The sequence below is a fragment of the Chryseobacterium sp. SNU WT5 genome, from assembly GCF_007362475.1.
Taxonomy (GTDB): domain Bacteria; phylum Bacteroidota; class Bacteroidia; order Flavobacteriales; family Weeksellaceae; genus Kaistella.
Genome location: NZ_CP041687.1, coordinates 2,102,080 through 2,114,156, shown reverse-complemented (window position 1 = coordinate 2,114,156; position 12,077 = coordinate 2,102,080). Strand labels below are relative to the sequence as shown.

General features: G+C 33.0%; 12 protein-coding genes. All 12 read right to left on the bottom strand.

Translation table 11 applies throughout. The features are described from left to right. Window positions 1-41: 41 nt before the first annotated feature. On the bottom strand, window positions 42-1,259 hold the full coding sequence (locus FNJ88_RS09990) for a sodium:proton antiporter (RefSeq protein WP_143852979.1): 1,218 nt from the start codon (window positions 1,257-1,259) through the stop codon (window positions 42-44). Window positions 1,260-1,401: 142 nt separating this feature from the next. After that, window positions 1,402-2,262 carry a glucose-1-phosphate thymidylyltransferase RfbA gene (gene rfbA, locus FNJ88_RS09985; protein WP_143852978.1) on the bottom strand — a complete coding sequence of 287 codons (861 nt, stop codon included), beginning with the start codon at window positions 2,260-2,262 and terminating at the stop codon, window positions 1,402-1,404. Window positions 2,263-2,312: 50 nt separating this feature from the next. Further along, complete coding sequence (locus tag FNJ88_RS09980; RefSeq protein WP_228414518.1) at window positions 2,313-2,693, bottom strand: GxxExxY protein; 381 nt, start codon at window positions 2,691-2,693, stop codon at window positions 2,313-2,315. A 17-nt stretch (window positions 2,694-2,710) separates the two neighbouring features. Beyond that, window positions 2,711-3,802: a dTDP-glucose 4,6-dehydratase gene (gene rfbB / locus FNJ88_RS09975; RefSeq protein ID WP_143852977.1), complete on the bottom strand. Its 1,092-nt coding sequence runs from the start codon at window positions 3,800-3,802 to the stop codon at window positions 2,711-2,713. Between the two features lie 11 nt (window positions 3,803-3,813). Then, entirely contained in the window at window positions 3,814-4,359 is a 546-nt protein-coding gene (gene rfbC, locus FNJ88_RS09970; protein WP_143852976.1) for a dTDP-4-dehydrorhamnose 3,5-epimerase, read from the bottom strand. A gap of 3 nt (window positions 4,360-4,362) precedes the next feature. Then, window positions 4,363-5,385 (bottom strand): Gfo/Idh/MocA family protein, encoded by a 1,023-nt coding sequence (locus FNJ88_RS09965; protein ID WP_143852975.1) that lies wholly within the window; start codon window positions 5,383-5,385, stop codon window positions 4,363-4,365. Between the two features lie 80 nt (window positions 5,386-5,465). Beyond that, entirely contained in the window at window positions 5,466-6,461 is a 996-nt protein-coding gene (locus FNJ88_RS09960) for an MraY family glycosyltransferase (RefSeq protein WP_143852974.1), read from the bottom strand. Further along, entirely contained in the window at window positions 6,461-7,357 is an 897-nt protein-coding gene (locus FNJ88_RS09955; protein WP_143852973.1) for an NAD-dependent epimerase/dehydratase family protein, read from the bottom strand. The genes FNJ88_RS09960 and FNJ88_RS09955 overlap by 1 nt, the downstream gene beginning before the upstream one ends. A gap of 27 nt (window positions 7,358-7,384) precedes the next feature. Continuing rightward, window positions 7,385-8,641, bottom strand: coding sequence for a glycosyltransferase family 4 protein (locus tag FNJ88_RS09950; protein WP_143852972.1), 1,257 nt, complete (start codon window positions 8,639-8,641; stop codon window positions 7,385-7,387). Next, entirely contained in the window at window positions 8,638-9,774 is a 1,137-nt protein-coding gene (wecB, locus tag FNJ88_RS09945) for a non-hydrolyzing UDP-N-acetylglucosamine 2-epimerase (protein WP_143852971.1), read from the bottom strand. Before wecB ends, FNJ88_RS09950 begins: the two co-directional genes overlap by 4 nt. Next, a complete protein-coding gene (locus FNJ88_RS09940) occupies window positions 9,722-10,951 on the bottom strand; it encodes an O-antigen ligase family protein (protein ID WP_185145805.1) in 1,230 nt (409 codons plus the stop codon). Before FNJ88_RS09940 ends, wecB begins: the two co-directional genes overlap by 53 nt. A 1-nt stretch (window position 10,952) precedes the next feature. Next, a complete protein-coding gene (locus FNJ88_RS09935) occupies window positions 10,953-12,071 on the bottom strand; it encodes an NAD-dependent epimerase/dehydratase family protein (RefSeq protein ID WP_143852969.1) in 1,119 nt (372 codons plus the stop codon). Window positions 12,072-12,077 lie beyond the last annotated feature (6 nt).

Genomic DNA, 12,077 nt, shown 5'->3' with positions numbered 1-12,077 from the left:
AAATTTATTGGCCGCAAAGGTAAGGATATTATCGCAAAAAATTATTCTTGTTCTGATTTGTCTTTACGGAAATTTGGAAATCTCAGCATCTCCGGTTTACCTTTTTTCTCAAATAAAAGGCCGATCATCATTATAAAGGTTGTCATTAGAATGACCTGGATCACAACAGATTCATTAAGATACGCAAAACGCTGCTCGGGCGTAATACTTAAAAATAAAAGCACCGTAATTAAACCACGCGGTGCAATATAAAAAAGAGGTTGCATATCCATTTTACCTAATTTTAAGAAAGCTGCACGTAAGATGTAAATGGCAATAACTATTGAAATAGACCAAATTAAAGAATCTTGATTAATAATATCCTCCGTTTTTAGTACAAATCCGAATACGATAAAAAAGAGCGTTCTGACAATAAAAGTAGCTTCTATTACCACATCTTTAAAATGCCTCACTTCTCTGGTTAGTTTTGTAAACCGAATATTCCGTAAGAATTTCACATTTCGTAACTCGTCAATATTACCCAAAACCAATCCGAAAAACAGGATAAAAATCAAAGCGGGAAGATGGTAAATCTTTGAAACTTGATAAATTAAAATATTAAGAATAATTATCGGCCCGTATTTAATATGATGATCGATCTTGGCCAATAGAAATGCAAGAACTAAAGATGCTACTACGGAAATTAACAACATCAGCAGAAACTGGCCGGCAAAATGAACTGCTCCACTTAATGTAATTGCAGTTCCAAACGTAGCGAAGTTAAAAAACAGTACTCCTATAATATCTGACAGACTACTTTCATAAGTGATGAACTGACGTTTCTGTTTTGTTAAATTAATCGCGCTGGGAATTGCGATTGAACTACTGATAATACAAAACGGGATAATATTGATTAAACTTTGCTTAAAGGAAATATTCCACTCCAGATATAAAAAAAGTGAAAATCCTATGGCAATAATTACCAACGGAACCAAAGCAATAACAGCAGATTTTTTCACAACTTCCTTTGTAGACTGATTTAATTCGAGTTCAAGGGAACCTTCTAAAACAATTAAGATCAGCCCTACTGTACCCAAAATTGGCAGAATAACATTCAGGTTTGGAATGATCACATTAAACAATCCCCCAACCTGATTCAAAAGCCAACCGGTCGCTAATAATAAAATAACAGACGGAATCTTAGTAAATTTGGTAGAAATATCAAAGAGATAAGATATTAGTAAAATGAGACAAATTCCGATAATAAATATTTCAGCCATGAAGTAAATATATAAAAATTTCAATAAAAGATCTGAAGTTATTTTTTAAACAATTTTCTTCAGCGCAATCATATACTGCCTGAGTTTAATCAATAAAAAAGAGAGCCTTATTTGACTCTCTTTATATTTTTTTCGATTCCTATTAAACAATCAACTTTTTTAAATAGTCTCCGTAACCGCTTTTGCCGTACTTTTCGGCCGATTTTAGCAACTGTTCTTTATTAATAAATCCTTTTAGGTAGGCTATTTCTTCAATACAAGAAATTTTGAATCCTTGTCTTTTTTCCAGAACTTTCACAAATTCTGAAGCTTCATGTAAGGAATCAAATGTTCCAGTATCTAACCACGCTGTTCCACGAGACATTACTCCTACTTCCAACTGTTCTTTTTCAAGGTAAATTCTATTAATATCGGTAATCTCTAATTCTCCACGAACAGATGGTTTCAAATTTTTAGCATATTCTACTACAGAATTATCATAAAAGTATAAGCCAGGAACTGCAAAATTTGATTTAGGATTTTCTGGTTTTTCTTCAATGGAAACTGCTTTTAAATTTTCATCAAATTCTACAACCCCATATCGTTCGGGATCAGAAACCTGGTAAGCGAAAACACAACCTCCTCTTACATTGGTCTTACTTTCCAGCAATTTTGCCAAACCAGTTCCATAAAAAATATTATCTCCTAAAACTAAAGCTACAGAATCGTCACCGATAAATTCTTCGCCCAAAATAAATGCTTGAGCTAAACCATCCGGACTCGGCTGAACTTTATACTGAATATTGCAACCAATCGCTGAACCATCTCCTAAAAGCTTGATGAATCCTTCTTGATCGTGTGGAGTTGTAATAATTAAAATATCTTTTATCCCCGCTAATAGCAAAGTTGAAAGCGGATAGTAAATCATCGGCTTATCATATACTGGCATTAACTGTTTGCTAACGGCGATCGTTAAAGGATACAATCTTGTTCCGGAACCTCCGGCTAAAATAATTCCCTTCATAATTTTTTGAATTTCACGAATTATCCGAATTTCTCGAATTAACTCAGATTTTATAAGTTAATAATTCTTTTATATTTTAAAGATTTCTCCCCAAAGTTAATAAGTATTCCTAATTTTTTATTGGTCGCTTTAAGATAATTTTGCAATTGTTTTGAGAAGTTATCATGTAAAAAGCTTACAGACTTTAACTCAATAATTATTTCATTAAAGCAAAGGAAATCTACTCGATATGTTTTATTTAATTTCTCTCCGTTGAAGAAGATCTCTAATTTTTTTTCTTTTTCAAAAGGAATATTATTCTTTTTGAATTCTATTTCTAAAACTTCACTGTAAACAGCTTCTAAAAATCCTGTACCCAAAGAGGAATGAACATTCATGCAAATGCCAATGATCTTATAACTTTCATCTTTGAAAAGAATTTTATCTTCCACAACTTGTGAAATTTGTTTTAATTCGTATCATTCGAATATTGCGAAACATAATATTTCTGATAATCGCCAGAAGTCACATTATCCAGCCAATCTTTATTCTCTAAAAACCAGTTGATTGTTTTTCCAAGTCCTTCTTCAAAAGTTACACTTGGCATCCAACCTAATTCTTTATTCAATTTAGTTGCATCAATTGCGTATCGTAAATCGTGTCCTGGTCTGTCTTTCACGTAAGTAATTAATTTTTCAGAATGACCTGCTGGATTTCCTAATTTTTCATCCATTTGCTTGATAAGCTCTTTCACCAAATCAATGTTCTGCCATTCGTTAAAACCACCGATGTTATAAGTTTCACCCGTTTTTGCTTCAAAAAATATTTGATGAATTGCTTTGGCGTGGTCAATTACATACAACCAATCTCTGGTGTATTTTCCATCTCCATAAATTGGAAGAGGTTTTCCATTTAAAATATTAGAAATACACAATGGAATTAATTTTTCAGGAAAATGATTGGGACCGTAATTATTCGAACAATTCGAAATAATAAATGGCATTCCGTAGGTGTTTCCGTACGCTCGAACCAAATGATCAGAAGCCGCTTTACTTGCAGAATACGGAGATTGAGGATCATAGGCGGTAGTTTCTAAAAAGAAACCCGTTTCGCCCAAACTTCCATAAACCTCATCCGTAGAAACGTGATAGAATAAATTAGTTCTGGTTTCATTCGGAAAATTACCATGTTGATGATCTGGATTTAACGTCCAGAATTCTCTGGCTAAATTCAAAAGGTTTGCAGTTCCATTTACGTTGGTATTAATGAAAGAACTCGGATCCTCAATACTTCTGTCAACGTGACTTTCTGCAGCTAAATGGATGATTGCATCGGGATGATATTTCTCAAAAACTTTTCTTAACTCATCTACATCCGTGATATCTGCTTTTTCAAAAACATAATTGGGTTCGTTTTCAATATCTTTTAAATTTTCCAGATTTCCAGCGTACGTTAAAGCATCGAGGTTGATAATAGTTGCTTCCGGATTGTTCTGTACAAATTCCCGAACCACATGAGATCCTATAAAACCAGCTCCACCGGTGATCAAAATATTTTTCATAACTGTATTTTCTAAAAATTTCCTTCAGCGAAGGTAGGTTGAATTTTATCTTTGTCAGAGAGAAGGATATCCGCTGTCGGTAATTTCCAATCTATTCTTAATTCCTGATCGTTCCACAAAACACCACCTTCTGATTCTTTATAATAAAAATTATCACATTTATAAGCAAAAACTGCGGTTTCTGAAAGTACAGAAAACCCATGAGCAAAACCTCTGGGCACATAGAATTGCAATTTGTTTTCACCCGAAAGTTCCACGCCAAACCATTTCCCAAAAGTAGGAGAACCCTTCCTTAAATCTACTGCAACATCCCAAACTTTCCCATCTAAACACGAAACCAATTTTGCCTGTGCATGATTCGCTTTTTGCAAATGCAATCCTCTTACTACACCGTAATTAGACTTTGAAACATTATCCTGGACAAAATGCCCATTTAATCCCGTTAATTCATTAAATTTCTTTTCATTGAATTTTTCATAAAAATAACCGCGATCGTCTTCGAATAAAATTGGCTCTATTATATAACAGTCTTTTAATGGGGTTTCTTTAATTTTCATATTTTAATACCGTTCTATTTTATTACTATATATCTGTTCAATGCGTTCGATAAGTTGGACACTTTCATCAAGTTGCGTTCTAAGTTTTACATTCCTATTGAGCATATCTGCAATATTTTGATAAAGAAAATGATGATTTTGAGCGGAGCCTTTATAGGTGCCGTAATCATTACAAGCATTTGTTTGAGACAAAGCGGGTAATTCGTAATCCTTTATTAAACATTTTTCAACCTGCTCCATATATTGTCCGCCTACTTTCACAGATCCATACTCTGAAATTATTGTAATTGAACTTTCCAGGTTTTCTTGCCAAACCGATGTTGAAAAATTAAAACTACCAATTCCACCTGATTGAAAGTCAAAAGTTATAATACCACTATCTTCAAATTCAGTCAATTTTTGATGATTAAAGTCTTTAAGTTTGCTGATAATATTGGTAATATCGCCGAACAACCAAAATAAAATATCCAAATAATGAGAGAATTGTGTGTAGAGACTGCCACCATCCAGGTTTTTTGTCCCTCTCCAAGAATTTTTTGAGTAATAGCGCTCGTCCCGATTCCAATAGCAGGAAACTTGAACCATAAATATTTTACCTAATTTTTTAGAATCTAGCAAATCCTTTAACCAAAGTGCGGGAGGAGAAAACCGATTCTGCATCACTGGAAATATCTTCAAATCTTTCTCATTTGCAATTTTTGTTAAAATTTCAGCATGCTTAGATTCAATTGTAATCGGTTTTTCAATAATCACATTGATATTCTGCTCCAAAATTGATTTCGCATGTTGGAAATGCAATCCGTTTGGCGTACAGACGGCGATAAAATCAACTTTCAAATCTGCACTGAAAAACTTTGATAAATCTTCAAAAATAGGAATAGAAGCTTTATCTAGAAGCGGACACTCCGTAAACACAGATTCAATAACCGCAATTATTTTAAATTCAGCGTTATTCAAAATCACCTCTACGTGTCTTTTGCCAATATTTCCATATCCTAAGACCGCAATTTTAATTTTATTATTCATTTTTGAAAAAAAGACATTTTAACAGCTTCCTACGTATTCTTTGCTGAATTACAAATCACAAACACAAATAGTAAAATAATTTATAAAATGGTTATTCGTTTTTTTAAGTTAGACTTTATGAATAGATAAAAGGCTATCGCTGGCAACAAAATTACACAAAAAATCAACCAATCTGCCCACTTCGAAAAAATCACAATTGTACACACTACAATTTGAATAAGTGCATAAGAAGTACTAATATAGAGATGTGAAACCTGTTTTTCATTAGCAAACAATTGATATAGATGTCGACGGTGAGCATCAAAAATATTCTCCTTTAACTTTATCCTTTCTATAATTGTTAGAACAGTTTCAGTCCCGTAAACTGTTAAAAAAAGAATCCATTTGAGCTGTCCTGTTTTTAACATTAACAAGGCCAAAAGGGCAATAATCCAAAAAGCTAAACCCATACTTCCAATATCACCTAAAAAACACCGGGCCTTATTTCTAAAATTAAAAAACAGAAACACGATACTCGCAAGAATGGGATAAACAATAAAGTCAGCTTCCACAAAGTTGAAAACACATTGATTGATATACAAAAGTGAACCAAGAACCACCAAACTGTAAAGTCCTGACATTCCGTTAATTCCATCCATAAAATTATAAGCATTGAGAATACCAATGATCAACACATAACAAATTGGAATTGACCAAAAGGGCAATAATTGAAATGCATTCACAAAGAAAAGCAATAGCGTAACGGATACAAAATGAAATAACAACCGTATTTTTGAGGATAGATCAATGATGTCATCAATAAAACTTATCATGCAGATCAGTAATAGACCAGCACCGAAAATCCAGAAGTTAGGTTCTACAGAGCTTTCCAAAGTAAATCTGTAGGCTTTAAAAAACACTTCATGACCCATAAAAAACAAATAAGAGACCGCGAAGATAATCCCTCCACCTCTCAGCGTTATTTCGGTATGCGCGCTTCTATGGTTGGGTTTATCTATAATATTATACTTGTTTGCTATTCTAAAGTAAAGCAACATACTTATAAAAAATGTAAAACTGATGATTAAGTATTCCATTATTTTTGAAAACTTTTAATGGTTTTTTCTATACCTTCTTTTGCAGAAACCGGAAGATGATCAATTTTTAAAACGGTCTTTATTTTCATATTAGAAACCATATAACTTTCTGTTAATTTTTTTAATCGTTCTGAATTAATTGGTAAGTTCACTATGTCTCCAATTTTTGCAAAATTTGAAATTAACGAAGTATTAACTTTCCATAATCTCAATCTTTTACCACTTACATCTGCAATAATTTTAACAAGATCGTTAGTCGATAGATTATGGTCATCAGCGAAATTATAAATTCCTGAGTTAACTTCTTTGTTTTGAAGCATTTTCCAGATTAAAAAATTGAGATTATCAATACTCAAAAAAGATCTATGATTCTCAAAAGATGCTAATGGCCACGGGATTCCCTTTTCAACCACTTTATATAACAAATTAAGGTTTCCTTTATTGCCGGGACCATGAATCATACAGGGTCGAATAATAAAAAGTCGCTTTTCAGCAGGTAAATCTTGTTTTATCAAATAATTTTCTGCTTCTAACTTTGATTTACCATACGCTGTTTGAGGATCGGCTTTAAAGTTCTCTTCTAGAATACCTTCGACCGTATCGGCGGCAGCTTTAACAGAACTAAAATAAAAAAAATCTCTAGCGTCCGAAGCTAGGAATTGTTTAAAAATATCTATTGTTAAATCTCTATTTATTTTGAAATAGGATTCTGAATCAGAATTATTACTGGTGTCGTGTGCTTTGCCAGCCAGATGAATGATAGCATTTGCGTTTTCATCTAAATTCCAATTTTTATTTCGGAGTGAAAGAGCACAAACACTATTTCCGTAATCTTTCAAATATTTTGCAAGATTTTGACCGACGAAACCTGATGCACCTGTTATGGTAATGTTCATTTGTGTTTGTTTAATCGCTTTTCTAAATTACTTAAACCGATGTTTTTGCAATTCTGTTTTTAAATACGGATTTGCTCTTTTTTGAGTTAAAATCCTTTCTAAATTATCAATACAACTGGATAATTGATAATTCTCTTGAAAAAATTTTCTACTATTTTCTCCCATTTTCACTAACTCTGAATGTGGTAAATTAGACATTTTCAAAATCGTTTTTGCTAACTGTTTTGAATCTGCTGCAGGCACAGTCAAACCACATTGCGCTTCCTTAATAATATCGGCACCTTCACCATTTAGCATTGCAACTATAGGTTTAGAAGCGCTCATATAAGCTTGAACTTTCGCCGGGACAGTAAGATTGAAGATTGTATCATCTTTTAAACTGACCAACATTACGTCTGCTTTATCAAAAAAACTTGCCATAGCTTCAACCGGAAATCTACCGACCGTTATTATATTCTTTTCTAATTTATTTTTCTGTACAAATTCCTGAACGAAAGGCATCTTACGACCATCACCTACAATAATAAATTTTATTTCGGAGTAATCTTTAAGTTCTAACGCCGAATTCATGATCGCATCCATATCTTGTGCTTCACCTACATTTCCTGCGAACATTACCTTAAACCCATCTGGTAATTGAGGAATAGCAAAGCTCTTGTCACCTTCGGAAATCGCATCTTCTGCCCAATTAGGAAAATATTCTAATTTCTTTTCAAAATCCCCTTTTTCTAATATTGATTTCTTAAATCCTTTTGAAGTAATCAGTATTTTTTCTGAATTATTGTAAAAACTGATCACCATTTTTTTAAAAAAACTAAGTACTACTTTATTTTTTACTCCTCCTGCTGTTTGTAAACTTTCCGGCCAAAGATCCATCACCCAAAAATAAACAGGAACATTTTGTAGTTTATTTAGCAGTAAAGCCGGATAAAATTGCGTGATTGGTGAAGGTTCATGTACAATAACTGCATCATACTTATTACTAAAATTCAAAAAGAAGGCTTTCCAAGATGCAAAAAATGCAAAACTGAAGTAATTCAAAAATAATCTTACTCCCCCACCTTTACCCCGCAAAAGTAAAAGCGAACGAATAATTTTCACCCCATTAATTTCTTGTTTTCTATTTTTAAAAATACCGTATCCTTCATAAATTTTACCTTCTGGATAATTAGGTAATCCAGTTAATACGGTAACGTCATGACCTCTCTTTTGAAGTTCAAAAGAAAGGTCGTTGCTTTTAAAATTTTCAGGAAAATAATATTGGGTAACTATTAAAATTTTCATGATTTACTCCAAACCACTCTATTTACATAATCAGTATAGCTCAGTATAATTCTTACCACTTTTTCAGAAACATTCGGCATGGAATAATCTGAAACATAACGGAAATTTCGATCAGTTCCTACCTTCTGCTGTTGCAATTGAGTTAATCCCTGCATAATTCTTTCTGGCGAAAGACCGACCATCATTACGCTAGCTTCTTCCATTGCTTCCGGTCTTTCATGAGTTTCTCTTATGTTTAGTGCGCGAAAATTCAAAATTGATGATTCTTCAGATATCGTCCCGGAATCCGACAGAACTGCATAGCTTCTTTTTTGTAAAGCATTATAATCGTGGAAACCGAGCGGTTTTAAAAATTGAATTTCCGGACGAACAACTACCTTCATCTTATCAATCATGTTCCTGGTTCGGGGATGGGTTGTAACAATAATAGGGTAACCAAATTTTTCTGCAATTGCATTCAAACTTTCCATTAAACCTCCAAAATTCTTTTCGGAATTAATATTTTCTTCGCGGTGCGAACTAACCACAAAATATTTACCTTCTTCTAAATTTAGTCTCGACAGAACATCTGATTTTTCAATCGCTGGCAGGTAATGATTTAAAACCTCAAACATTGGTGAGCCCGTTTTAATAATTCGATCTGCAGGCAACCCTTCTCTTAATAAATATTCACGAGCTATGTCACTGTAAGTTAAATTTATATCTGCAGTATGATCTACAATTTTACGGTTAGTTTCTTCTGGAACGCGTTGGTCGAAGCAACGGTTTCCTGCTTCCATATGAAATACTGGAATTTGTCTTTTTTTAGCGGGAATCGCACATAAACAAGAGTTGGTATCTCCTAAAACTAAAAAAGCTTCAGGCTTCACCTGCTCCAAAAGAGGATCTATTTTAATTAAAATATTACCGATTGTTTCTGTAGCAGTTTTACCTGCAGCCTCCAGAAAATAATCAGGTTTTCTCAAACCTAAATCTTCGAAAAATATTTGATTAAGCTCGTAATCATAGTTTTGGCCTGTATGAACGATGATATGGTCGATGGCTTCGGAAGTATCGAGAGCAGTAAGAACTCTTGATAATCTAATAATCTCCGGACGGGTTCCTACGACCGTCATTACTTTCATTTTCTTCATTGATATTGTTTAAACTGATACCTATTATAATACTGCTAAAATACAAAAATTCGGGAACTGAATATAAGGTGAACGACGTAAAGCACAGGACGAAATATTGTAGGAATAAAGTAAAAAATAAGATATGGTAAGAATTAATTATTTGATAAGAGAATATTTTGAAATTTTTAATGACAGGAATAAATTTTAACATATAGATGATTAAACCTACAATTCCTGTCGCCATTAAAAGTTCCAAAAAAATATTATGTGGATACATCCCATTTTCGAAATGAGTTCTACCTCCAAGAATAGGATTTTGTTTAAAAATATTTAAAGCGTTTTTAAATAGTGGAGTTCTTAAACTATTATCACCTTCAAAGAGCCACAGGTAAGTACGATCCACAAACATTAATTCAAAATTTTCATTTCTTCCTAAGAAATAGATTCCAATTATTGATAGTAGCAGTAAAAGAATAAAAATAGAGATTAATTTGTAATTCTTTTTAATAACAAGTAAATAAGGGACCGCAACCATTATGGCCAGAAATGGACTTCTTGCTCCGGCGATAACAATAGTGCTAATACCTAGCATCATACCATATATCAATAAATACGATGGTATTTCTTTTGAGCGAAAAAGAAAGTAAAACAAAGAAATTAAGACTAAAGAGGTGCCTAAGTGACCATAAGATATATAGTACATGCTAAAAATAAATTGTAGACTTTTACCAGCTGGCATTAATACACCATATATCATATTTACAGTTAACATAACTACCAACGTGTAGAAAAATCCTTTTGCAACCTGTGAAAAATTAATTTCTTTATAGTTAATAAATAATAATGCAAGAGAAGGAACAAAAGCAATTACAAAAATACGAACATACACATCCATATAATTTTGGGCAAATGGATTCTCATAAAAATCATTCGTAAAACTGAGATAGCTTTTTAAAGAATACAGTAGCCAAAAAAAAATAACTGCAAGGACTGCAATATTTTTACCCTTCTTAAAAGTAAAATTTTTACCAATAATATAAAGCGACAATAAAAACACTATCACTCTGAAAGGAACAGAGAAGATCTGACTATTTTCAATATTAAAAGGAACCGCCAAGGCGCTGAAAATCGTATACCCAGTGACAATTAGTAACAAAAACCAGACTTCGAGAGGTAACTTTTTTATTATTTCCATTTTATACGGTCTCAAAATAAGTATCTGAATCCTCCGCATTATAAGCCTCGTTTATCCAAAATATGGTTAAAAGTTCTTCCTGACCAATATTTTTAATATTGTGTGTATACCAGATGGGCATATCCACATACGCGGGCTCAGAACCGTCTAAATAAAAATCAATTACTTCCTTTGTTCCAATTTTTCTTAACTGTATTAATGCTTTTCCTTTAATTACAGCAAAACGTTCAATCTTACGGGTGTGGAAATGATTTCCTCTTGTAATTCCAGGAACGGTTGTTGAAAAAGAGCACTGACCTCCAATTCCTAAGCGAACAACCTCTACAAAAGCACCTCGAGAATCTTTACTCTGCATCAGTTTAACAGGAAAATAACTTGGGATATCAAAGGAGCACCTGAATGTATTGAATAATTGCAAGTCAAAATCTGAGTGTAATTCTGGAATTTCACCTTTTTCAAAGTACAAATTTTTATAAAGTTTTAATTTGCTTAATACTTCAGAAACTTTAATTGAGGTTGTAAACGGAACCGTATAATGTTCATGGGTGGTACCATCTTTAATTTGCAGGATAAATTCCTTTACCAGCTCTGCTACATAAATTAATTTTACCTCTCCATCTGTTTCAATAACAGGACTCTCACCGTGACTTAGCTGGTGACAGAAAGTAGCAATGAAGGAATTATAATAAGGTTGTCCAAATGGCCCAAAAACGTTTGGAATAATCAATCCAGTAAAAATCCCACCAGACTTCTTAGCCCATTCTGTAAAAAGGATCCGACCTTCCAACTTAGACTTCCCATAGAGATTATCTCTTTCTTCCTGAGATGAAGATGAAAATAAAACGTGCGCTTTGGATCCTGTTCTTTCTAATGAAGCTACTAATTTGTTTACAAGACCAATATTTTGGTTGTAGATCACTTCTGGATCAGGATGTCGGTTCATTGCCGCCAAATGAACGATCACATCACATTGTTTCACAAAATAATCCAAGTCATCCGGTTGTTCGAAATATTCTTTTTCGAAATCTACCCTTTGATATTCTTCGGTATTTAAACCTAAAGTATTATATAAATGTGATCCTACGAAACCATTTTGCCCTGTAATTCCTACTCTTTTCATCTCTTC

Coding starts and splice junctions, on each gene's coding strand:
- wecB (WP_143852971.1), bottom strand. CDS start 9,774: ATGAAGAAAATGAAAGTAATGACGGTCGTAGGAACCCGTCCGGAGATT.
- rfbA (WP_143852978.1), bottom strand. CDS start 2,262: ATGAAGGGAATTATTTTAGCCGGAGGTTCCGGAACAAGATTGTATCCT.
- FNJ88_RS09950 (WP_143852972.1), bottom strand. CDS start 8,641: ATGAAAATTTTAATAGTTACCCAATATTATTTTCCTGAAAATTTTAAA.
- FNJ88_RS09940 (WP_185145805.1), bottom strand. CDS start 10,951: ATGGAAATAATAAAAAAGTTACCTCTCGAAGTCTGGTTTTTGTTACTA.
- FNJ88_RS09935 (WP_143852969.1), bottom strand. CDS start 12,071: ATGAAAAGAGTAGGAATTACAGGGCAAAATGGTTTCGTAGGATCACAT.
- FNJ88_RS09955 (WP_143852973.1), bottom strand. CDS start 7,357: ATGAACATTACCATAACAGGTGCATCAGGTTTCGTCGGTCAAAATCTT.
- FNJ88_RS09960 (WP_143852974.1), bottom strand. CDS start 6,461: ATGGAATACTTAATCATCAGTTTTACATTTTTTATAAGTATGTTGCTT.
- rfbC (WP_143852976.1), bottom strand. CDS start 4,359: ATGAAAATTAAAGAAACCCCATTAAAAGACTGTTATATAATAGAGCCA.
- rfbB (WP_143852977.1), bottom strand. CDS start 3,802: ATGAAAAATATTTTGATCACCGGTGGAGCTGGTTTTATAGGATCTCAT.
- FNJ88_RS09990 (WP_143852979.1), bottom strand. CDS start 1,259: ATGGCTGAAATATTTATTATCGGAATTTGTCTCATTTTACTAATATCT.
- FNJ88_RS09965 (WP_143852975.1), bottom strand. CDS start 5,385: ATGAATAATAAAATTAAAATTGCGGTCTTAGGATATGGAAATATTGGC.